General features: G+C 42.2%; 17 protein-coding genes and 1 tRNA gene. 9 read left to right on the top strand and 9 right to left on the bottom strand.

From position 1 onward, the window contains the following. Nucleotides 1-20: 20 nt before the first annotated feature. Nucleotides 21-473 carry a DUF3299 domain-containing protein gene (locus R8P61_13710; protein MDW3648118.1) on the bottom strand — a complete coding sequence of 151 codons (453 nt, stop codon included), beginning with the start codon at nucleotides 471-473 and terminating at the stop codon, nucleotides 21-23. 134 nt (nucleotides 474-607) lie between these two features. Between R8P61_13710 and lgt the strand changes: the two genes are divergently transcribed. Next, a complete protein-coding gene (gene lgt / locus R8P61_13705; protein ID MDW3648117.1) occupies nucleotides 608-1,411 on the top strand; it encodes a prolipoprotein diacylglyceryl transferase in 804 nt (267 codons plus the stop codon). A 279-nt stretch (nucleotides 1,412-1,690) separates the two neighbouring features. Here lgt and R8P61_13700 read toward each other — a convergent pair whose 3' ends face one another. The 5 genes from R8P61_13700 to R8P61_13680 form a co-directional block, all read right to left on the bottom strand. After that, nucleotides 1,691-2,176: a gluconokinase gene (locus R8P61_13700; GenBank protein MDW3648116.1), complete on the bottom strand. Its 486-nt coding sequence runs from the start codon at nucleotides 2,174-2,176 to the stop codon at nucleotides 1,691-1,693. A gap of 54 nt (nucleotides 2,177-2,230) precedes the next feature. Next, nucleotides 2,231-3,682, bottom strand: a complete 1,452-nt coding sequence (locus R8P61_13695) for a S41 family peptidase (GenBank protein MDW3648115.1) — start codon at nucleotides 3,680-3,682, stop codon at nucleotides 2,231-2,233. A 1-nt stretch (nucleotide 3,683) separates the two neighbouring features. Then, entirely contained in the window at nucleotides 3,684-4,877 is a 1,194-nt protein-coding gene (locus R8P61_13690; GenBank protein MDW3648114.1) for a serine hydrolase, read from the bottom strand. A 95-nt stretch (nucleotides 4,878-4,972) separates the two neighbouring features. Further along, on the bottom strand, nucleotides 4,973-6,640 hold the full coding sequence (locus tag R8P61_13685; protein MDW3648113.1) for a serine hydrolase domain-containing protein: 1,668 nt from the start codon (nucleotides 6,638-6,640) through the stop codon (nucleotides 4,973-4,975). A 12-nt stretch (nucleotides 6,641-6,652) separates the two neighbouring features. Continuing rightward, entirely contained in the window at nucleotides 6,653-7,828 is a 1,176-nt protein-coding gene (locus tag R8P61_13680; GenBank protein ID MDW3648112.1) for an aminotransferase class I/II-fold pyridoxal phosphate-dependent enzyme, read from the bottom strand. Between the two features lie 76 nt (nucleotides 7,829-7,904). Here R8P61_13680 and R8P61_13675 point away from each other — a divergent pair, with 76 nt between their 5' ends. Continuing rightward, nucleotides 7,905-8,519, top strand: coding sequence for a hypothetical protein (locus tag R8P61_13675; GenBank protein ID MDW3648111.1), 615 nt, complete (start codon nucleotides 7,905-7,907; stop codon nucleotides 8,517-8,519). Here R8P61_13675 and R8P61_13670 read toward each other — a convergent pair. Next, nucleotides 8,516-8,965, bottom strand: coding sequence for a GNAT family N-acetyltransferase (locus R8P61_13670; protein ID MDW3648110.1), 450 nt, complete (start codon nucleotides 8,963-8,965; stop codon nucleotides 8,516-8,518). The two genes, R8P61_13675 and R8P61_13670, sit on opposite strands and share 4 nt — an antisense overlap. A 224-nt stretch (nucleotides 8,966-9,189) precedes the next feature. On the opposite strand from R8P61_13670, the gene R8P61_13665 reads away from it, so the two are divergent. Beyond that, nucleotides 9,190-12,021 carry a DUF1553 domain-containing protein gene (locus R8P61_13665; protein ID MDW3648109.1) on the top strand — a complete coding sequence of 944 codons (2,832 nt, stop codon included), beginning with the start codon at nucleotides 9,190-9,192 and terminating at the stop codon, nucleotides 12,019-12,021. 2 nt (nucleotides 12,022-12,023) lie between these two features. Then, nucleotides 12,024-13,469 carry a DUF1501 domain-containing protein gene (locus R8P61_13660; GenBank protein ID MDW3648108.1) on the top strand — a complete coding sequence of 482 codons (1,446 nt, stop codon included), beginning with the start codon at nucleotides 12,024-12,026 and terminating at the stop codon, nucleotides 13,467-13,469. Between the two features lie 38 nt (nucleotides 13,470-13,507). Here the strand turns inward: R8P61_13660 and R8P61_13655 are convergent, their stop codons facing one another. Further along, nucleotides 13,508-15,238 carry a hypothetical protein gene (locus R8P61_13655; protein ID MDW3648107.1) on the bottom strand — a complete coding sequence of 577 codons (1,731 nt, stop codon included), beginning with the start codon at nucleotides 15,236-15,238 and terminating at the stop codon, nucleotides 13,508-13,510. 165 nt (nucleotides 15,239-15,403) lie between these two features. Further along, nucleotides 15,404-17,641, bottom strand: coding sequence for a RelA/SpoT family protein (locus R8P61_13650; GenBank protein MDW3648106.1), 2,238 nt, complete (start codon nucleotides 17,639-17,641; stop codon nucleotides 15,404-15,406). A 126-nt stretch (nucleotides 17,642-17,767) separates the two neighbouring features. Here R8P61_13650 and R8P61_13645 point away from each other — a divergent pair. From R8P61_13645 to R8P61_13625, 5 genes are all read left to right on the top strand, one after another. Beyond that, nucleotides 17,768-17,851: transfer RNA gene (locus R8P61_13645), tRNA-Leu, on the top strand. A gap of 108 nt (nucleotides 17,852-17,959) precedes the next feature. Next, on the top strand, nucleotides 17,960-19,351 hold the full coding sequence (locus tag R8P61_13640) for a trigger factor (GenBank protein MDW3648105.1): 1,392 nt from the start codon (nucleotides 17,960-17,962) through the stop codon (nucleotides 19,349-19,351). A gap of 122 nt (nucleotides 19,352-19,473) precedes the next feature. Beyond that, a complete protein-coding gene (locus R8P61_13635; GenBank protein ID MDW3648104.1) occupies nucleotides 19,474-19,935 on the top strand; it encodes a YbaK/EbsC family protein in 462 nt (153 codons plus the stop codon). Continuing rightward, on the top strand, nucleotides 19,907-21,481 hold the full coding sequence (locus R8P61_13630) for a serine hydrolase (protein MDW3648103.1): 1,575 nt from the start codon (nucleotides 19,907-19,909) through the stop codon (nucleotides 21,479-21,481). The genes R8P61_13635 and R8P61_13630 overlap by 29 nt, the downstream gene beginning before the upstream one ends. Nucleotides 21,482-21,501: 20 nt before the next feature. After that, nucleotides 21,502-22,410, top strand: a complete 909-nt coding sequence (locus tag R8P61_13625) for an ROK family protein (GenBank protein ID MDW3648102.1) — start codon at nucleotides 21,502-21,504, stop codon at nucleotides 22,408-22,410. Nucleotides 22,411-22,534 lie beyond the last annotated feature (124 nt).

Here is a 22,534-nt window from a genome sequence, read left to right as displayed (position 1 = left end):
GATTAACGGATGAGAGTAAGTCAACTCTCATCCACCTCTTTGGCCTCTTCCAATATATAGTTTAAGCCAAAGGGATCATCGTTCAATTTGAGCTTTCCCCTGAAAGTCTTGACCTGATCCACCGTATAACTTTTTTCTCCATCCAGCATTAGTTCTACGACCGTTTCCTTTCCCCCACCTCCGCAAAAGAAGCAGGAGCTAAAAGGAAAAGCTGAGAGGACAAAGGCTGTACCTTCTGTATCCATAGGTAGGATATACCCTTTGATTTCTACTTCCTGGCCCTGTAGTTTATTCAGGCTTTCCCCATAAACCGGCGTCATCATCACATAGTCGGCTGTGGAATCATAGCTCATTTCATAGCTAACATTTTCCAGGGTTTTCCAGGTGATACTTTCCTGACCCAAGAGCCATTGAGAAATACTGCATATAGCAATTGTCAATAGTAAAGGAAGGTAAAGCTTGAATATTTTCATTGAATTAGATTCTTTTCCTAAGCTATACTGTAATAATGCTCATTTTGTTGAGACTAACAGCAAAATCAAATTTACCAACAAATTTGTTCTTTGTACAAAATGTTGGCTATTTGCTAATCCTAATAAACTACAAAATGCTCCAATCACTACTAGCCATCACCTGGTCTGTTGACCCAGAAATCTTTACCATCGGAAGTTTTTCTCCGAGGTATTATGGCTTATTCTTCGCCGGTGGTTTTTTCCTCGGTTATATGATCGTTAGGAAACAATTCCTTTCAGAGAAAAAACCTGAAGCCTGGTTGGACTCTTTGTTGATTCACCTCATCATAGGTACCGTAGTAGGTGCGAGATTGGGGCATGTGATTTTTTACAATCCCGGCTATTATCTCGAAAATCCCCTCGAAATCTTTATGACCTGGAAAGGAGGCCTTGCCAGTCATGGAGGAACATTGGGGGTATTTATTGCCCTTATAATCTGGTCCAGGAAAGTCAGTAAAAAACCCTTTCTCTGGATTGCGGATCGTCTGACTGTACCGGTAGCCCTGGTTTCCTGCTTTATCCGTTTGGGAAACCTCATGAATCATGAAATCATCGGAAATGAAACCGATGTGCCCTGGGCATTTATTTTTACCCTGCGAGACAATGTACCCCGACACCCTGCCCAATTGTATGAAGCTTTGGCTTATCTGGGAACTTTCTTTGTTTGTTGGTACTTATACTGGAAAACGGATGCAAAGAAAAAAGAGGGATTTCTTTTTGGACTATTTATGGTCCTCATCTTTGGAGCCAGATTTGTTATAGAATATGTCAAAGTGGAACAGGCTGATTTTCAGGCTAATTTCCTGGATATTCTTACCCTGGGTCAATGGCTAAGCATCCCTTTTGTACTTTTAGGCGTCTTCTGTATGATGAGAAGCCAAAAGCATATCAGCGAATAGCTTTTTTATTTTCATAAAAAGAAAAGAATTTTTTTAGGGATTTTGCTTCTCTTGGAAATCAAAAGTTAATGAATTGTTAAAATTTGAGTTCCTGAGAACCAAGTCTGGAACTTATCGTTTAGAAGGTAAGCTAGAGGATAAACTTTCGTCAGACATCCTTTACAATCAAAAAAGCGTTAGTTAAAAAACACAGCCAATAACATAAAGATTAATAGTTTTGTGTGTGTTTCTAAGGGTGGTCCTTTCTTCGGAGAGGACCAACTCTCATTTTAGGCCTCCCTATATTTTCGAAATTACTTCCTCTACGATGGCTGAAACTTCCTGATCAATGGATACTTTGATGGCTGATTCTGGCTCTTCCAGGGTGTCAAATTGACTCTTAAGAAGACTTGGAGGCATGTATTCATGATCTCGCTCTTGCATACGAGCCAGAATAAGTTCATAGGAGCCATGAAGAAAGACAAACTTTACCCGTTTGTCATCTCTCTGTAAAATTTCCCGATAGGAGGCTTTTAAAGCAGAGGAAGCAAGTATAGCTGATTTTCCTTTCTCCAGCTGAAGCTCAATCTGCTCCCGTAATGCCAACAGCCAGGGAACCCGATCATCATCATTGAGCGGAATCCCCTGACGCATTTTTTCCACATTGGTGGCAGGATGAAATTCGTCTCCCTCGAAATAAGGCAGCGATAGTTTTTTAGAAAGAGCTTTTCCAATGGTACTTTTTCCTGTACCACTTACTCCCATTATGATCAGTACGAACGGCATATTCCCAATTAGCTATTGCAGCGCTAAATTAAGAAAATACCCGTGTCGGTAAACTTATTTTCCTTTTTTGATCAGCTCTTTGGTAAAATCCATAACCGGATCATTTTCCTCTATCACATCTTCAAAACTGGGCCTGATGATATGGTCCGGGATTATTCCTCTGCCTGTATTTTTGAAATCCACATTCATTTCAAACAAAATCATAGGCATCAGGACAGAAATTTTTGAATTAGGGAATTCGAGCGGTAACATGATTCCACTGGTATTCTGATTGGGATTTCCTCCGGCTTCTTCTCCTATAAACAAACCTCTGTCGTAATTTTTCAAAATGGCAGACACCTCTCCTGTAGCTGAAAAAGAATTAGGATTGGTAAGAAAGTAGGTTTTACCACTATAATAGGGCTCAGCTGGCTTGGAGCCTTTGAGGCCGGCTACTCCTTTGAGTACGTATAAATCTCCTTCCTTTTTTGTGATAAAAGGAAGCGCCACTTTAAGTAATCCCAATTTTTCTTTGTAATACTGCTTGTCAGGAAGGCCTCTGCTGACCATGCTTAGTCGCTTATAAAAAGTGAAAGGCTTATCATATAGATGAGCAATGAGTTTGATGGTAGGTTTGGGATCCCCGCCTCCATTGTCTCTGAGGTCAATGATCAGGTGTTCAATATTGGCATCATCTATCTGTTTAAATGCTTCATTGAAAAATTGCTTGTATGAAGGCCCATTCTTCTTTATCCAGCCCTTGCTAAAAGTCCGTAAGGTCATGATGGCAGTATTGCCCTCTATTTCGAGGGTATACGCATCTACACCCTTTTGGTACCAGGGCTTGGCAGGAGCTCCGTAGCGTTCCTTTCTCTTTTTCTGAATGCTGTCTAAAGGAAGGGCTTCAATCTTGAAGACTTTTTCTTCTCCATTGGGGAGAAGCATATCCAGTTCATAGCTATCGGGATTGCCATAATGAAGGGCATATTTAGAACCGAAGGCTCTTTGAACAGAATGGATGGGCAGGCTTTTATTATACCCATCACGAGTTTCCTGAGATACCAGATGATCAAAGATTTCTTTTGTTGGTTTTCCATTGATCTTTTGGATGATAGAGCCAACTTCCAGATCCGAATTCAGGGAAGCATTTCTCAGGAGATACAATTGCTCTTTTTCCCAATAGACAGCCAGTGGGAAAATCAAATCTGAAGTTCTTCTTCTTTCAAGATAAGCATCCGAAGAAAAGAAATGGGTATGTCCATTTGCAATCAGTTTCAAAAGCGGACTTATTCTTCTGAAAAACTGAACCTCTGTAAGTGGGCTATTCAGATTTGCTTCAATGGCCGTAAAAGCACTATCCAATCGCTTTTTTGGATGGTAGGCATATAAAGCAGGATGTACCGTTTCCAGGTTTCTTTTGAGGATGCTCAGGTCTTCTTTGAGTTGTGTCGGACTGAAAGTGGCATCCTGGGCCTGTCCCAGTATACATAAGCAGGGAAGGAGGATAAATAGTAGAATGTGTTTCATCTTAGTTTTGCTTTTCTAGTAAGGGGCCATATTTTTTAAGAACTCGCCATGCATCTCTGATTTGATCCAGACTGCCATTCTTTGGGTCCAGATTGGTATTGGTAAAAATGAGCCATCCCTGGTCGAGGGCAGGATCAAATTTTAGATTGGTAAAGATGCCGGGATCAGATCCATTATGTCCAATCAGGCCTTGATTGCTGTACTCCCAAAAAATGCTATAGTCATCTTCTCCCGGAGCATGTCCTTTCATCATTTCCACATAAGCTTCCTGATTCATTAGTTTGCCTTCTCCTTTGTAACCTCGTATGGCTTCCTGTAGATAAAGAGATAAGTCATGAATGCTGCTTAAGAATCCACCGTCTGGGAAGGTGATCAGACTATATTTAGGAACTTTCAATCCATCTGGAAGATAGATATGGGCATGATTGTCCATATTGATCTGGGAAAATCTCCATCCCGATGCTTCCATATTGAGAGGATCGAGAATATGCTTTTGAGTAAAGGCTTCGAAACTTTCTCCGCTCGCGATTTCAAGGATGTGTGCCGCTAGTGCCGCTCCGATATTAGAATATTTGTAGGTTTCGCCCGGAGCATGTTTATAGAAATTCTTTTTCTTATACCATTCTCCTCCTTCGACCAAAACCTTCTGAAAATACTGAGGCATACTCATGTCTTGATGTGTGAGGTAAGCCTTGAATTCCTTGCGAGTTCTTCCTTTGAGTTCGGATAGGGGAATGTCCAATTTCTCCTTAAGTACATAGGCTTTTTCATAGACCAGTCCGTCTCTGATTCCGGAAGTATGTGAGGCCAGATGTAAAAGAGTAATCGCTTTATCAGGATGTCGGGGATGAATGATTTTGAAAGGCAAAAGATCATTGATGGGCGTTTCCAGCTTTAATAACCCCATTTCCACAGCTTTCATAATGGATATACCGATAAAGGTTTTTGAAACAGAACCGATATTATGAATGGTTTGTGGAGTATAGGCTTCCATGTTTTCTACTTTGGCATAGCCAAAGCCTTCCTCATATAAGATGCCTTCCTTATTTACAATAGAAACCCCAAATCCCGGAACTATTTCACGAGCAGCAATCTCCTCTAAGGCAATTCGAAGGGAGTCTCGATAGTTTTGAGCAGATAGATGTTGACTAATGAGAAATAATAAGGTCAGAAGACCCAGGTAAATAGTTCGCATGCGTTTGCTTTTATGTTGTCGAAATTTCTTTGAAAGACGCAGGAGGTTCTTCGATAGTTGCTTGACTAAGATTCGGCTAGCATTCAAATTCCGATTTATCTTTTTACAAACCACATATTCCTCACACGTCCATTGCTCACATAAAAACCTGCTACTTCTCCCTTCTTATCTCGTTTAACTTTGATAGACCCAAAAGCTCCGTGGTCGGCGGAAAGATAATTTTCTCTTTTTACACTCAAGGTAAATTCTCCGTGCCGATTGTGGTAGCCAGTGAGTGTTTTTCCATTTGTGCTAATGGTATAATGGGTATCCAGTTCCGGGCTGTAATAGACCCCGCTCAATTTCTGAAGGAATTCTTCATTCACTTCTGGTTTTGTATATCGCTCAAAATCTTCTTCCACTCCTTCATTTGCCTGGCTAAATCTCATGATCATGCTTTTCTTGCTGCCAGGTTTGAAGCTTACCGTGGCTACAAAAGGAAGGCCCATCATTTGGAAGCTGTTTTCGGAGATGGGGATAAGAATGGTCTCATTTCCTTCTGATCTGAAATACCTAAGGGTGTCATCTTTTTCATAAATTTTCCGAGTGTAGTTCTCCTTGAGGTTCCAGTAATCTCCTTCGAATTGTTTGAGTTTTTTGGAGGAAAGCTGGATAGCATCTATGGCTACTTCGGAGGACTCTGATTCAGCTTCTTCTACGTCCATGAGGATTTCGGCTATTTGGAATACCTTTCCCTGAGGTCCGGAAGAACTGAAATTTCCGAGCACGACGATATTGAGTTTTTCCTGGGGAAAGCAGATGACATTGGATCGAAATCCCCCAATTGCTCCTCCATGACCGATAAATTTCTTTCCAAATACTTCATTTATATTTATCCCAAATGCATAATTGATGCTGGTTCCATTGTTGAGTTTACCAACTTCCTGCATCCGCCTGAAAGCTTTTTCCCAGCCTCTTTTGGGATTGCGAAAATTGTCCATCCAGTACAACAAGTCTTCTACTGTAGAATGCATATTCCCTGAACCCACATAGCCCCAGTATTCGACTGCACGACTAAATTCTTCACCTCCCCGATAATAGGAAGTAGCATTATTGGGAACTACCCGGCTGTAATCATCTTCTACATAAGTATGGTTCATACCCAGGGCTAAGAATACATTCTTTTTCATCCATTCAGAGAAAGGTTCTTCGGTAAGTCTTTCGATGATTACTGCCAGCAACATATAGCCGGTATTGCAATATAGATTGTCTTCACCCGGAGCAAAATTGAGCTCTTTTTGACGTTTCATAAAGCGAAAAAGATCCTCATCTGTTCGGCTATCATCTCCTCTCCAACCTGCCATGCCCAACATGGCGTGGAGGCTTCTCATACCGCTGGTGTGGTACATGCAATGTCTGAGCGTAATTGTATGGCCAAAGTCTGGCAATTCTGGCAGGTATTTACGGATATCGTCATCTACCGATAATTTGCCCATTTCCTCTAAGCGAACAATCCCCATAGAGGTAAACTGTTTGGATACAGAGGCTATATTGAAAATAGTCCCATAGGAATTGGGAACCTTATATTCGAGGCTGGCAAGTCCAAAACCTTTAGAATAAATGATTTCTCCCTCTTTCATAATCCCGACAGCTCCACCCGGATGATTACCTGCATCCCAGCTAGAGAATAGTTCATCTATGGCTTGTTCTTTTTCAGGATCAAGTTGAGCACTTAGCGTACATAGAAAAGATAAAAATAAGGCGAGGACGAAGTAGCGTTTCATGTGTAGGTTTATTTACAGTTGGTGTAAGCTTTGTGAAAGGTCAGCAATAAGGTCATCAGCATCTTCAATTCCAATAGCCATGCGAATCATGCCCGGCTCAAGTCCTTGTTCCTTGATGACCTCCTCCGGCAATCTTCCTCCCCACATTACCGCCGGCAATATAGCCAGACTATCTATCCCTCCCAGACTGGCTGCATGTAAAATGATCTGCAAATTATCCAGAAATTTTACCCCTGCATCATAGCCTTTTTTCAGTACAAAACTCATCACTCCTCCTCCCATGCCTTGCATTTGTTTCCCGACCAATGCCTTTTGGGGATGTGAGTCCAGTGCCGGATAATAAACTTTGGAAATTTCTGCTTGTTCTTCAAGAAATTTAGCAATTCTCAAGGCATTTTCGCTTTGTTTTTTTACCCGAAGATCCAAGGTGCGAATTCCTCTAAGGGCCAACCAACTATTCATAGGGGCTGCACTGGCTCCTAAAACGATGCTTTGACTCCATACTTTTTCCAAAAGATCTTTCCTCCCTACCACACATCCCGCCAACAGATCATGATGACCTCCCAGGTATTTAGTCGCGCTATGCAAGACCAGATCAATGCCCCATTCTATTGGCCTTTGAATAATTGGGCTGGCAAAGGTATTGTCGCAGAGCGTTAAGATTTCCTTTTTTTTCGCCAACTCAGCAATAGCTTCCAGATCCGTCAATTCCATGGTGGGATTTACCGGGCTTTCCAGCATGATGAGTTTTGTGTTTGGACGAATGGCTGCTTCGAAAGCAGCGGTTTCCGATTGCTTTACCATACTCACTTCCACTCCAAATCGAGGCAGAAATTCTTGCATGAGTTTCGTCGTGCCGATATAATGGCTTTTCTGAGCGATTACATGATCTCCCTTTTCCAAAAAACTCAGAATCGCAGTGGAAATGGCTCCCATACCAGATGCCAGCATCATGCCTGCTTCAGCTCCTTCAAGCTCAGCAATTACTTTTGCAATTCGGCTACTGGTTGGATTTCCATAGCGGGTATAAAAATCATCATCCAGTGGCTGAGACGCCATACGGGCAAAGTCCTCTGCCGAATCAGCGGTTTGGGTTACAGACTGAAAGAGGGGAGGAGCCACCATTTTGTTTTGCTCCAGCTGTCGATCAGCATGAAGGGAAGTAGTTGCCGGGGAAAGCTTTTTCATGAAAAAGAGATTTATAAGTCAGGGTTTCTTAGTTTTGCGTTTACCATAGAATCCTGACTTAAATTACATGTTTTCGATGAAAAGTAATCTTGCCTTTACCACTATCTTCCTTTTTCTGCTTAGTGCAGTTTCAGGTCAAAACAGCTCTCCTACTGCTATGGAAGAAAAATTACCCTATGAAGAAATCGGACTTTCCCCTGAAAGCTATACAGCCGGCACAGTTGCTGCACGGATGATTGATGGTTTGGGCTATCGCTACTATTGGGCGACAGAAGGCCTTAGAGAAGAGGATTTGGCTTATAAACCCAGCGAGGATGCCAGAACTACCATGGAGACTTTGCTTCATCTATACGGGCTCTCAGGCACTATCATTAATGCCAGCAAGAATGCGCCAAATATCAGACCTGCGAAGAACGTTCCGGAGACCTATGAAGCATTGCGTGCAGCTACCTTAAAGAATCTTGCAGAGGCCAGCGAAATTCTGAAAAACAATCCTGAGAAAGATCTTTCAGAATTGAATGTCATCTTCCAAAACGGAGATAATACTTCTGAATTTCCCTACTGGAATATGATCAATGGACCAATTGCAGATGCCATCTATCATACAGGTCAGTTAGTTTCTTTTAGGAGAATTACCGGGAATCCCATGAATCCCAAGGTGAGTGTATTCATGGGGAAAAATCGCCCTTAGGCGATCACCCTTTTCTGATAAATCTCTTTCCCCAGAGCCTCATCGCTTCTCGTAAATTTAAAGCGGTGACTCTCATAAAAGTCTTTCTCCACATAGTCATCTGTTTGGAGGGCGACTTTTATGCTTTTAACAGGGGTTGTCCAAATGCCTTTGAGGTGTGATTCAAGTGCCAGCAGCAGTTGGCTACTGAGTTTCCTTCCGTGCTTTTCCGGATGGACAAAAACCTCTTGTAGCCATACATAGTTTTGGGCTGTGGCCTGAAAGGATAGAATATAACCGATCAATTCGCCGGCTTCTATAGCTACAAAAGAGTAGTTTTTCAAAACGGTACAGGCTAGATAATAAAGTATAGGGGACTCCTTACAAATATTTTTCTTAGGCCTTCTTTTCGCTAATGCTTCAATAGAAGCAATATGTTTCTTGTTTGCGGGGATAATCTCTATCATGCTTCTTAGGATACTATAATTCTTAAATCGGGTAGATCCTTTGCATGTAACTGTGTATGTTGTTTGTATAACGAGCCGACAATTTCGTTTTACATCAAATTTTACATTATTCTCAGGGCTTGCTATATTAAAGTATTGCTCAGCTGATATTTCTAAATCAACTGAAAATTCATACTACTACTTAGGGCTCATATCCCATATTGAGCTTTTAATTTTTTCCCGATATGGAAGTTGTTGCCGATTCCTGGTTCCTCAGTTTTTTAGGGAGATTACATCCTATGTTGGTTCATTTTCCTGTGGGAATCCTGATAACGGCTTTTGTGCTTGAGTTGTGGAAATTAGGCAAGAAAGAAAATCAGGATTATAGCAAACTGATCTATTTGGGTGCGATCTCTTGTTTGTTTGCAGCTGCTTTTGGTCAATTGTTGTATTGGGGAGGAGAATATGCGGGAGAACTCCTGGAAAACCATCAAGAAAAAGCCCTTATCGCTAGTGGGTTTGCTATACTGACTGCTCTTATCTATTCACGGAGGAAAAAATTGCCCGGCTGGCTCCCCATCAGTGCATTGGGAATCAGTTGTTTGTTTATCGGGATTTCCGGACATCTGGGAGCCAGTATTACGCATGGAGAGGATTATCTTAGTCTAGCTAGGGAAGATACTGGAGAAGAGACCACAAAGGCCAGTTGGGCGCAGTTTGCAAATTATACGGATACAGATACGCTAAGTGAGAAACAGCTGGACAAACTGAACCTGGAAGTACGGGCCATTTTTGCACACCGCTGTTATCAATGTCACAGTACAGCCAAGAAAAAAGGAGAATTGGCACTGGATGATCGAGATGGGATTTTTCTTGGAGGAGAAAGTGGAAAAGTAATTGTAGCGGGAAATGCCGAAGCCAGCGAATTGTATCGAAGAATAAATCTCAGTAAACAGGATAAAGAAGCTATGCCTCCTAAAGGCAAAAGACTTTCAACTGCAGAAATCGGCCTGCTAAAACTTTGGATTGATCAGGGCGCTCATTGGGCAAACGAAAGCCTGAAGATTTTCCCGGAAGCGAAAATGGCGTTAAGCAGACCTGAATTGCCCCGCGCTGATCATGTTGAGCAGCCGATTGATAAATTCCTGGAACAATACTTTCAGACGAATAATCTCGAGTGGCCGGAATTGATCAATGACCGGAGATTTGTGCGTAGGGTCTACCTGGATATTTTGGGTTTGTTACCTGAAAAAACTACTGTCGAAGCCTTTGTCAATGATAAAACTCCAGACAAAAGATCTCGACTGATAGATAAATTATTAGGAGAAGATCAGGCCTATGCGCTGCACTGGTTGAGTTTTTGGAACGACCTGTTGAGGAATGATTATTCGGGTACCGGATTTATTACAGGAGGAAGGACAAGGATTACAGATTGGTTGTATCAGGCCCTTCTGGAGGAAATGCCCTATGATCAAATGGTAGCAGAAGTTCTCAATCCTAATGAAAATTCTCAGGGATTCCTGAGAGGAATTAAATGGAGAGGGGTTGTCAATTCCAGCCAAAGTGTAGAAATGCAAGCTGCCCAAAATGTCTCTCAAACCTTTTTGGGACTTAATCTAAAATGTGCCTCCTGTCATGATAGTTTTGTGAATAATGTAAGCCTAGATCAGGCCTATGCTTTCGCCAATATCTTTGCGGATACAGTTTTAGAAATCCACCGCTGTGATAAGCCCACAGGTCGCTTTTCCCAGCCGGCTTTTATCTATCCGGAATTAGGTGAGGTAGATGCTGAATTGCTTAAAGATCGTTTGGAACAATTGGCCAATGTAGTCGTCCAGCCCCAAAATGGTAGATTATACAGAACCCTTGTCAATCGCTATTGGGACAAGCTTTTTGGAAGAGGAATCATTAGTCCGGTAGATGAAATGGATAATCAGGCCTGGAATCAGGAATTATTGGATTGGCTGGCTTCGGACTTTATTGAGCAGGGATATAGTTTTAAAAAGCTGTTGGCCAGAATCATGAAATCCAGGACCTATCAACTGAAAGGAGTTGCCTATGCTTCACCCAATTATGTGAAATCCGAACAGTTTGTTTTTCAGGGACCCCTGCCACGACGACTCTCTGCAGAACAATTTGCAGATGCAATTAGTCAGCAATTTCAAGCTTTATATTATGGGGCAGCCTTTATACCTGGTAATCCTGAGTTTCCTGCCAGATGGATTTGGTTTAGAGATAAAGAAGTCGATCGCAGTACCTTGCCCAAGCCGGGAGTCCGTTATTTTCGAAAGAGATTTAGCCTGAAAAATCCCTCGGCAATCCAGGATGCGGAACTTTTGATTACGGCCGATCATTCCTTTGAATTGTACCTCAATGAAAAGCAAATAGGGAAGGGGAATGATTGGCGAAAAGTCAATCGCATTCCCTTACAAAGCAATGATCTGAAGCCGACTAATATCCTTGCCGTAGAAGCGAAAAATGAAGGAAGTCTCCCCAATCCGGCCGGCGTATTATTAGCAATTAAGTTTAGCTATGAAAATGGTGCAGAAGAATTTCTCTATTCAGATAGAGATTGGAAGAGCCGGGATAGCTTGCCTGAGAAAAATTGGAAATCATATGCATTCTCTGATGAGGAATGGGAAAAAGTAGTCGCTCGTCCGTCCAGCCATTATTGGGGGAAATTGCTGGATTTTAGTTTTGAAGAAAGATTACTGGAGGGGAAATTTCTGCGAGCCTCTTTAGTCCAGCAAGACCCTTTTCTCAAGACACTTGGAAGACCCAGTAGAGAAAATGTAGCTACAGATAGAGAGGAAGAAACGACCATGTTGCAGGCCCTGATGCTCAGCAACGATAATTTCCTTCATCAGGGGATTCAAGAGGCAGCGGAGAACTTACACAGAAAACTGAAGCAAAGAGACGAAATCATAGATTATATATTTTATGCAGCTTTAGGAAGGAGGCCGGCTGAAGGTGAACTGGAAAGTATTCACAAGATCATCAGTGCGAATCCTGAATCTTCAGAAATCGAGGACCTGATCTGGTCAGTTATTCTTTTACCCGAATTTCAATACCTCTAATTATGAAGGAGTCAAATCAGATGGATCGGAGAAGTTTCATCCGGAAAATGAATCAGGCGAGTCTAGCGGCTATGGCAGCGACTGTGCCGAGCCTGAGTTTCATGAGTAGTTGTAAAGAAATTCGGGAGAGTACAGCCGATACCGTGATTCTTTTATGGATGGCTGGAGGCATGTGTCATACAGAGACCTTCGACCCGAAAAGCTATACCCCTTTTGAAAAAGGCATGGAGAGCAAATCTGTGATCAGTACCTTCCCTTCTTCTCCAACGGCTCTGGATGGTATATTTTTTTCTGAAGGATTAGAGGAAATTGGAAAAGTACTGGATAGAGGGACTTTGCTGAGGTCTTATCGGGCAGCAGATTTGGGGCACATTCTCCATACCCGCCATCAATATCACTGGCATACCTGTTATGAGCCTCCCCAGTCTGTACAGGTGCCTCATATGGGTGCATGGATCTCTCGAGAATTAGGACCTTTAAATCCCGTCATTCCTGCATTCATAGATATTGGACAAAGATTTACAGTGGGAGAAGGGGAGGAGTTAAAAGCTTTTCATTCTTCTGGTTTTTTGGGAACCGAATATGGTCCCTTTTTCATTCCAGAACCGGAAAAAGGTCTGAGCAGTGTAGCTCCGCCCAAAGGAATGGACCTCAAGCGTTTTGAAAGTCGTAATAAGCTCTATAAAGAATTGATCCAGCAAAGTCCATTTGAAGGGAATGCCAGCACGTATCAAGAGGAGTCTCTCATGCGTTCTATGGAGCAAGCTTATCGCTTATTGAAATCTCCGGATGCGAAGGCATTTGACCTTTCACAAGAACCTAAAGAGACCTATGATCGCTACAATACCGGAAGATTTGGTCTGGGATGTCTATTGGCCAGAAGATTGGCGGAAAAAGGGGCGCGCTTTATCAGTGTGACAACAGAATATGTTCCCTTTCTGGGATGGGATACGCATGAAAATGGCCATAGCCGTTTGAAAAATATGAAAGAGCAAATCGATCGACCGATAGCTCAATTAATTCGTGATTTGGAGGAAAGAGGTCTGCTTGACAGGACCTTAGTGGTACTAGCCAGTGAATTTAGTCGGGATATGCTGATGGAAGGAAGGCCCGGGAAGAAAGTCCTGGATCAGGTCCCCGTTCCGGATCGGGTCGAAGCACTCAAACATTATGGCATGCATAGACACTTTACAGATGGATGCTCTATGCTGCTCTTTGGTGGAGGTAGTCGGAAAGGATACGTACATGGAGAAACCGCTGATGAACGTCCTTTCAAAGCGATCACTGAACCCGTCTATATTGATCAAATTCACCAAAGCATATATCACTGTCTGGGAATTTCTCCGGAAACCCATTACACCATTGAAAAACGTCCCTTTTATACAACCCCTGATGGAGAAGGAAAGATCATCCCTGAATTATTAATGAAGGATCCTAAACTAGGCTGAAAAAGCAGAAAGCTTAAACCCGAGATTCTGAACTTCTCCTAATGCCCTTCATCAACACCTTTTCCCTCTTCGTAGCCTTTTTTGAGTCTGCGAAGGATACTTGCTACAGTTCGAGCATTTCCTTCATGCTGCCTCCTGGCCCAGAAATCCAGCTTAGGTATATGATCTACAAAGCCTTTCTCATCGAAAAATGCCCTGAAACATTCCTTTCTATCTTCCCATTCGATTCGCCCGTATGCACCAGCAACTTTATTCAAGCGGGCTTGATCGAGTGAGTCTAATTTATGATAAACCTCCTCAAGTTTTATTTCATAGTTCGTATACGTCTGGATGCTATCATAACTGGAGAGCAATTCATCAAAGTAAACCCCTAACCGCATTTTTTCATAAAGATGGTCAGGAAGGGCTTCATAGATGCTACTTTCATACCAGGAAAAAAGCTTTTCCAGGCTACGCGGACTTCGGTCGATATGCTTAATGAGATAAGCCATCATCCGATTTTTTTTCTGAAAACCATCTGTTAAATCACTATAGTATCCATCATTTCGTTCTTTTTCACTGACAAAGTCAGGTTGGTGGAGATTTATGAAATAGAAATAGTTGAATTCTGGATCCGGGAATCCTTCATCGCGGGTGATAGATTCTGGTACAAGGGTATTGGTCATCGCATATTCAAAGTAATCATAGATCGCTCGATAATCATTGTCTCCCCGCAGTACTACGGAAGTCGATGTAAAGCCATAATATTCCTTGAGATATTCAACTTCTTCAAAGGGAATTTCTGTATCATCAAATAACAGATAGGAAGATTCAAAGTCAGGAGGCGTGTATATCTCTTGGTAAGTTTTTTCTCCATTTGCTGCCGTATAGACTCGACTTCTTTGTAAGCTGAAAGGAGATTTTTTGCCGTCTTTAAAATTTGTCCAGCTTCCGCTTATAGATTTATCTTCTGCAAGAATTCCTTCCCATTTCCCGGTGGTGTCCTCTCCTTGAAATTCATACAAGTGAATACTGTCTTTTAGCTGATATCCAGCTAGATCAACCTCATCGATTTCATCTGAATTATAGTAAGAACCCCTAATCTTTTCTCCTATTTTCTCCCATCTCAGATGTAAGCCAGTTTTTTCCGCAATCTTGCCTTCGTAAAATATCTCCTTCATTCCATGCTGAAGTACTGCAGTATGATAGAGTTTATGTGCTGTATACTGAGAAATATTGTCGCAGGAAAATTCTACTACTTTTTGATCTAAAGAAATTAAACCCGCCCTACTTTTGGGTAATTCTCCCATATTGATATAAGGAATACAGCCTAAGTCGATATCTATAAAAGAGTAGTTGTACCTGTACCAATTATTCCCATGATCAAAAATTTTACTGAATTTGGCCCTTTCTCCTTCAAATATCCAACTCCTCAAGGCATTTATACCTGCAGCAGGATCGTTCCAGCTTACCATTTGAATTTTCCCTTCGAAAAAGAAAGCTTCAGCATTTATAAGTCCCTTTAGGTTAAGGGGAAAACTGGCAATCTGTCCTGTTTTCTCTCTTTCCTTGAAAGTTTTCTCCCATGCTTCGATATACTGAATATGTTGCTCTTGAACTTCCTGACTTATTCGATCGTCTGGGGATTCTGTATCTACAATGGGAACCGCTTGAGTTTCCTCGGAGGTGGCTTCAGCTGCGGCTGTTTGATGAGTTTCCTGAGAAGTGGTACAGGAAAGCATGAGAATTAGCAAGGAGAAAACCGGAAAGGAAATGAGATTCTTAATCATGGTTTTTCGGCATCTTAAGTCTGACTTAAAATACACCTAAAAGCTATCCAAAACTGCCTCAGGAAAGGAAGTCCATGATTTATCAAAAAAGAGGGTGTAAGACTTGAGAAAGTCTTGATTTATTCCCGCTGAAAAATACTTCTGACCATTTAAAGAGAAGATCCTTTATTCTTTTTGATCCTCTTCATATCTACTGGCTGTATATACATTTTTCAAATTCTCTATTTTCTGCATTACCTGTGTGAGTTCGTCAATATTTCGAACATAGATATGGAATACCCCTTCAAACATGCCGTCTTCTGCATCTATGGTAACTTTTCGAATATTCAGTTTCATCCGAAGCGAAATGATACGGATAATGTCATTGAGCATCCCTTGCTTATCCAGCCCTACCACTTTTATCGCTGCAAGGAAACTCACATCAGATTTAGAGGCCCATTTTGCTTTGACGATCTTCGATCCATAATTGGACATAAAGGAGACCGCTTCTTCACAACTGGTTCTATGAATAACAATTCGATTATTCTCTTCTAGGCCTATGATATCATCGCCGGGCAAGGGACCACAACAGGTCCCCAGTCCGTAGTTATCTATGCTTTGTTCTTTACCCAGTAGCAGGGTATCGGTATCAACCCCAATGGCTTGCCATTTATCATCATGATCCTTCTGCAGGCGCTCCCATTCAGAAGTATCCAACTCCTTCCCGGCTTTTTTCAATTCGATAAATTCCGGTATGCGTTTCGTATCGATTTTATGGGTTCCTATCGCATAAAAAAGCTCTTCTATATTGGGATATTTGAAATAGGAAAGCAGCTCCTTGATCATAGGATGCTTTTCATCTACTCCATATTGACGGGATTTCCAGAGAAATAATTGACGACCCTGATCGACAAATTCCTGCCGCTCTTTACGCAAGGCCAGCCTGATTTGGTCACGGGCTTTGGCTGTCCGTACGTAGCGTAGCCAATCCTTTTTGGGTTTCTGCTTTTTGGAAGTAATGATCTCTACCTGATCTCCAGGGCGAACTTCGGAGTCCAGGCTGACTACTTTGTTATTGATCTTGGCCCCTATTGCTTCATGACCGATTTTACTATGGATTTTGTAGGCAAAATCTAAAACCGTCGAGTGAATGGGAAGACGTATGAGTTCTCCCTTAGGGGTAAATACATATACGTCATTCGGCTGTAGATTATCTTTAAATTCCCGAACAGCCTCTAGAGCATTTAAGCTGGGATTCTGGAGGATATTTCTGATTTGTCCAATCCATTCTGTAATGAATTCTTCCTGTTGCTCTCCATCGTCCTTGTATTTCCAATGAGCAGCGATCCCTTTCTCTGCGATATCGTCCATGCGCTCTGTACGAATCTGTACTTCTACCCATTTCCCTTCAGGTCCCATAAGGGTGGTATGCAGGGATTCATAGCCATTGTCTTTGGGTACCGTAATCCAATCTCTAAGCCTTTTGGGATTGGGTTGAAATATACCAGAGATCAGGGAATAAACGAACCAACAATCTTCCCGCTCATGTCCTTCCCGGGTTTCCAGTATGATCCGAATCGCGTATTTGTCATAAATCTCTTCAAAGGGTAATTCCTTACGGATCATTTTAGAATAAACAGAATAAATAGATTTAAATCTGCTTTTCACCATAAAGTCTATATCCAGGGGAATAAGGGCTTTTTTAATCCCTTTCATGAAGCGATCAATATAGTTTTGATCCTCGGTACGAATCGCCTCCAGTTTGCGCTTGATCCTGTCATATTTGGCCGGCTCCATAAATTTGAAGCAGAGATCTTCCAACTCAGTCTTGATCTCATAGAGCCCTAATCTGTGAGCCAGAGGCGCATATATATACAGGGTTTCAGAGGCAATTTTGAGCATTTTCTCCTGCCGCATAGAACCCAGTGTCCGCATATTGTGGAGGCGGTCCGCAAGTTTTATCATAACCACACGAACATCATCCGAAATGGTTAAAAGAATCTTACGGAAATTTTCAGCCTGTTTGGAACTGATTTCTATTTGATCCAGAGCAGTACCAGAAATTTTGGTAAGGCCATCAATGATGGCCATGGCTTTATTTCCAAACTCTCGCTTGATATCCGCCAACTCCATATTGGTATCTTCTACCGTATCATGAAGCAAAGCGCATACTACCGAAGTAGTATCTTCCAGTCCCATTTCCACCACCACAATTTTGGCAACAGCAAGGGGATGGAGAATATAAGGTTCTCCAGATTTACGTTTTACTCCCTCATGTGCATCTCGTGCCATTTCGAAAGCCTTACGGATAATGGCCTTCTCACTACGAGATGTATTTCGCATCGGGCGAATGATATGTCGATAAGCTCTCAAGATGAGCTTTTCATAGTCGACTTCTACTTCTGCATTCTTTGTCGTGGGCATGTGCTGGACCGGAAAATTAAGGCTGAAACTCTTTGAGAATTATTTTCTCAATAAAATTCGCAATTATTTTTCTCTTAGTGAAAAAAAACATACATTTGTCGGCCTGAAAATAGCAATCGTTCATTTGCGGATGTGGTGAAATTGGTAGACACGCTAGATTTAGGATCTAGTGCTTTAACCGGCGTGGGGGTTCGAGTCCCTCCATCCGCACACATATCAATTCCAAATCTCAGAGCAGGTTTCTTGTCCCTTCATGCAGATAAGTTCCGCGAAGCATGAGGTTTGGAATTTTTCTTTATCCAAAAGCAGGAGAGTAAGATGAATATTACCCAGGAAAGTACCGGGAATTTAACAGCAAACATTACCGTTCTTCTTAGCCCGGAAGATTACAAACCCCAGGTAACAGAAGAGCTGAAAAAACAAGCTAAAAAAGCTTCTATGCCAGGCTTCCGTCCTGGTAAAGTTCCATTTGGCCTGGTAAGGAAAATGGTGGGCATGCCGGTTTTGATCGAAGAGGTGAATAAAATTGTCAGCAAAGCGCTGAGTGATTATCTGAGAGATGAAGAGATCAACCTATTGGGAGATCCTATGCCCAATACCCAAAAAACAGAAGATGATTTCGATGTAAACTGTGAAAAGGAACTCGATTTTGTCTTTGAAGTAGGATTGGCTCCACAAATTGAAGTGGATTACAAACTCAAAAAGAAGCCTACCAAATACAACATTTCCATCGATGATGCTTTTCTAAGTGAGCAAATCGAAAATTTCAAAGATCGTTTTGGTGAGGTTAGCAATCCAGAAGAAGTAGCCAAAGGCGATATCATGTATGGAAGAATCCATGAAGTAGATGGAGACGGAAATGCAGTTGAAGGCGGATTTGATAAAATGATTGCCCTTAATCCTGATAGGGTTGAGTCCAAGTCATTCTTCAAGCCTTATATTGGCAAAAAAGTAGATGAGGTATTTGACCTTGATGTTTTCAAGATTGCCAAAAAACATGCAGACGTAGCTGAGGTCCTTTTCATGCAGGAAGATGAGCTGAAGGAGTTGAAGGGAAAAGCAATGAAAATGGAGTTGAAAAAGATCAACCGCGTTGAGACCGCTGAGATGAATGAAGAATTCTTTGGTAAAGTAGCTGCAAGTCTTCAGTGGACACCCGAAGAAGGAGAGACGGAATTGAAGATTGAAACAGAGGAGGCTTTCAAAGAGCGCATGGTTAAGCAACTAGAGAAAGAGTTTGAAGAAAACAGCAAATGGTTTTATAGGAATGAAGTGCAGAAGGGATTGATGGAGGGAAACAAAGTTGACCTCCCGGATGAATTCCTCAAAAGATGGATGCTGAAAACTCAAAAAGATTATACCGAAGAGCGTGTTGAAACTGAATATGAAGATTTCAGCAAGTCGGTTACCTGGTCTATGATCGTTGAGAATATCTCCAAGGACGAAGACATCAAAGTAGAAGAGGAAGACCTCAAGGATTCTATTCGTGATTTTGTTCGTAAAAATCTTCCTGCTATGGGAGATGATGGAGAATCCAGAGAAGAGGAGTACATCAACTACATCATGCAGAATCAGGAAATGCTCGAGCAGCATTACCGCCGGATTCGTGATGAAAAGCTGTATGATGTATTGGAGGAAAAAGTAGGATCAAAGGCAGGAAAGATCACTGCGACCAAATTTGTAGAAATGTCAAAAGAGGAAGACAAATAGGGTTTTCTCTTAGCAAATAAATATAAGCTCCGTCAGGCACTTGCTTGGACGGAGCTTATTTTTTTGACAAAATGTACGGGAGCAATTCCCTGATCTTTACTAAATTCCCGCAAATTTCTAGCATGCACGAACGGATATTGGCTTACCTGGATGAACATGGATTGACTTATAAAAGTCTTCATCATGAAGTTACGTTAACTTCTGAAGATTCAGCCCGGGTAAGAGGAGAAGATATATCTATCGGGGGAAAGGCGCTTTTGCTGAAATACGATAAGGAGTTTGCGCTTTTTGTATTGAGTGCAGCTAAAAAACTGGACTCAAATGCAATCAAAAAGCACTTTGGAGCAAAAAAACTTCGCTTTGCCAGTCGGGAAGAATTGATGGAAATGACCGGATTAGTTCCCGGTTCGGTTCCTCCCTTCGGTCGACCACTCTTGGACTTTGATCTATATCTTGATACATCTATTGTTGAAAATGAGCGTATAGCCTTCAATGCGGGTTCACTGACAGATTCTGTGATCATGCATGTAGAAGATTACCTCAAAATTGCTCCTCATGAAATACTACATTTCTCAAAAACATAAACCCAATATGCAGTTGATTTCTCGTTTCTTCCTCATTTGCTTCCTGGCCTTTATTCCTCATACTTCATTAGAAGCTCAGGTCGATGTAGATAAACTGGATGCCTATTTGAGTAAAGCCCAGAAAGACTGGAAAATACCGGGTATGTCTATCGGTATTATCAAAGATGGTGAAGTGGTCTTGTCTAAAGGATACGGCATGCTGGAAGCAGGAAAGACAGATCCTGCAAATGGAGGAAGCATTTATGCCATTGCCTCCAATACAAAAGCATTCATTTCTACAGCTATTGGGATATTGGTGGATGAAGGAAAACTAAACTGGGATGATCCGGTGAGAAAGCATTTGCCTTATTTCGCCCTCTATGATTCCTATGCAAGCGAACATACAACTGTACGAGACTTGCTTTGCCATAGAGTGGGATTGGGAACCTTCAGTGGAGATGCCATTTGGTACAAAAGCAATTATTCGGCAGAAGAGGTAATCAAGAGAATCAAATATGTCCCACAGGCCTATGAATATCGCGCCGGTTATGGATATACAAACCTCATGTTTATAACAGCGGGAGAGGTGATAAAGGCTGCCAGTGGCAAATCCTGGGATGAATTTATCAAGGAAAGAATTTTTCAGCCTCTGGGTATGGATAGAACCCGTACGACCGTCACAGATTTGGAACTCATGGCCAATGTCGCTCAACCGCATAAACCCAATGGTTGGATCAGCCAGCCCATTCCTTATGCGAAATGGGACAATATGGGCGCAGCAGGAGGAATATTGTCATCCACAGATGATATGCTCAAATGGATTCAGCTCCAATTGGATCATGGTACACATGAAAACAAACAAATCTTTAGCGAAGAGGCCCAGGGACAATTCTGGAAACCCCACAACAATTACTTTGTGAGCAAATTTGCCAATGACAATTTTAGGAATAGAAATGTATCTGGTTATGCTTTAGGTTGGGGATACTTTGATTATGCCGGTCGTATGGTTTACCGTCATGGAGGAGGTTATGATGGAATGTACTCCCAGGTTGCTGTTATCCCTGAAGAGAATCTGGGCATCGTTGTCCTAACCAATACCATGCGGGGAATAGCATCTCCGGTGGTTTACTATATCCTGGACCGTTTTATGAATCAGGAGGAAAAGGACTGGAGTAACACTAACCTAGCCTATGAAAAAAATGCCATCGCCAATTGGAATAAGCGTCGGCAAGAGCGTTTGGACAAAAGAAAAACCGGAACTAGTCCTGGATTTGATCTGGAAGCCTATGCCGGAACTTATAATGATCCAATGTATGGAGATGTAATTCTCAGAGTAGAGGAAGATAGGCTCTTATTGGAATTTCCCCATGCTCCTGCCCTCAATGCCCGACTGGAGCATTGGCATGATGATACCTTTGAAATCAAATGGAGAGAAGTACATGCCTGGTTTGGATTTGGTACGATAAAGTTTGTCCAGAACAATAATCGCGATATTACGGGCATCGAATTCGATGTGCCTAATGATGATATCTTTTTCGACGAAATCCATGCGAAAAGAGTAAAATAGTACCCTCTAATACACACACAATGAAGCCACTGTGGGGCATTGATCTGGGAGGAACCAAGATCGAGGGCATCGTTATCGATGCAGCAGACAATTATCGTACGCTGGCGCGCAAGAGGATTCCGACGGAGCGAGCCAAAGGTTATCAACATACCCTGGGTCGTATAGCCCATCTGGTGAATCTCCTGGAAGAAGAAACTTCCCTACAGCCTGCTGCTATTGGCATGGGAACTCCGGGTGCGATGGATCCAGATACCGAAAAACTCAAAAACAGCAATTCCCAACAATTGCTCAATCAGCCTTTACAAAAAGACCTCGAAAAGCTGTTGAAAGTTCCAATGAAATTGGCAAATGACGCCAATTGCTTTGCCATAGCCGAGACAAAACTGGGAATTGTAGCAGAACAATTACCCCAGGCAAAAGTTGTTTTTGGGATCATTATGGGAACAGGGGTTGGGGGAGGAGTAGTCATAGAGGGGAAGGTACTCAACGGGAGACATGGTATAGGCGGCGAATGGGGCCATAACGTGCTCGATATTTCCGGTGGGCCCTGCTATTGTGGAAAAGTGGGCTGCGTGGAAACGCTTCTTTCTGGTCCGGCTCTCGAAAACTTTTACAAAAGCATCTCAGGAATAAATTTAAGCTTCAAAGAAATCTATGAAAAGGCGGAGGGAGGAGAAGACCTTTTCGCCATACAAACCATAGATCGGCTTTTACACTTTTTCGGTAAAGCCCTGGCAGTTGTTGTCAATATCCTCGATCCGGACGCCATCGTCATAGGTGGCGGCCTGGGAAACATCCCGGAACTTTACGATCAGGGAGTAAAAGAAATTGAAAAGCATGTCTTCAATCCCATACTGCGTACACCTATCCTGAAACCCAAATTAGGCGATAGTGCAGGTGTTTTCGGAGCGGCGATGTTGGTAGAATAGAGATGTTTTCTCGTATTCAGGTGTTCCAGTGTTCTCGAGAGTTGCTTATCAAGCTCAAATAAAACCAGAACACCAGAACACCAGAACACCAGAACACAAGAACACAAGAACACAAGAACACAAG

This window comes from Bacteroidia bacterium (genome assembly GCA_033391075.1).
In the GTDB taxonomy this organism is placed as follows: domain Bacteria; phylum Bacteroidota; class Bacteroidia; order J057; family J057; genus JAWPMV01.
This window is presented reverse-complemented; position numbering and strand designations above follow the sequence as displayed.

Bases quoted from the DNA above. Each gene is read 5' to 3' on its own strand.
- R8P61_13710 (MDW3648118.1), bottom strand. From the start codon at position 473: ATGAAAATATTCAAGCTTTACCTTCCTTTACTATTGACAATTGCTATA.
- lgt (MDW3648117.1), top strand. From the start codon at position 608: ATGCTCCAATCACTACTAGCCATCACCTGGTCTGTTGACCCAGAAATC.
- R8P61_13700 (MDW3648116.1), bottom strand. From the start codon at position 2,176: ATGCCGTTCGTACTGATCATAATGGGAGTAAGTGGTACAGGAAAAAGT.
- R8P61_13695 (MDW3648115.1), bottom strand. From the start codon at position 3,682: ATGAAACACATTCTACTATTTATCCTCCTTCCCTGCTTATGTATACTG.
- R8P61_13690 (MDW3648114.1), bottom strand. From the start codon at position 4,877: ATGCGAACTATTTACCTGGGTCTTCTGACCTTATTATTTCTCATTAGT.
- R8P61_13685 (MDW3648113.1), bottom strand. From the start codon at position 6,640: ATGAAACGCTACTTCGTCCTCGCCTTATTTTTATCTTTTCTATGTACG.
- R8P61_13680 (MDW3648112.1), bottom strand. From the start codon at position 7,828: ATGAAAAAGCTTTCCCCGGCAACTACTTCCCTTCATGCTGATCGACAG.
- R8P61_13675 (MDW3648111.1), top strand. From the start codon at position 7,905: ATGAAAAGTAATCTTGCCTTTACCACTATCTTCCTTTTTCTGCTTAGT.
- R8P61_13670 (MDW3648110.1), bottom strand. From the start codon at position 8,965: ATGATAGAGATTATCCCCGCAAACAAGAAACATATTGCTTCTATTGAA.
- R8P61_13665 (MDW3648109.1), top strand. From the start codon at position 9,190: ATGGAAGTTGTTGCCGATTCCTGGTTCCTCAGTTTTTTAGGGAGATTA.
- R8P61_13660 (MDW3648108.1), top strand. From the start codon at position 12,024: ATGAAGGAGTCAAATCAGATGGATCGGAGAAGTTTCATCCGGAAAATG.
- R8P61_13655 (MDW3648107.1), bottom strand. From the start codon at position 15,238: ATGATTAAGAATCTCATTTCCTTTCCGGTTTTCTCCTTGCTAATTCTC.
- R8P61_13650 (MDW3648106.1), bottom strand. From the start codon at position 17,641: ATGCCCACGACAAAGAATGCAGAAGTAGAAGTCGACTATGAAAAGCTC.
- R8P61_13640 (MDW3648105.1), top strand. From the start codon at position 17,960: ATGAATATTACCCAGGAAAGTACCGGGAATTTAACAGCAAACATTACC.
- R8P61_13635 (MDW3648104.1), top strand. From the start codon at position 19,474: ATGCACGAACGGATATTGGCTTACCTGGATGAACATGGATTGACTTAT.
- R8P61_13630 (MDW3648103.1), top strand. From the start codon at position 19,907: ATGAAATACTACATTTCTCAAAAACATAAACCCAATATGCAGTTGATT.
- R8P61_13625 (MDW3648102.1), top strand. From the start codon at position 21,502: ATGAAGCCACTGTGGGGCATTGATCTGGGAGGAACCAAGATCGAGGGC.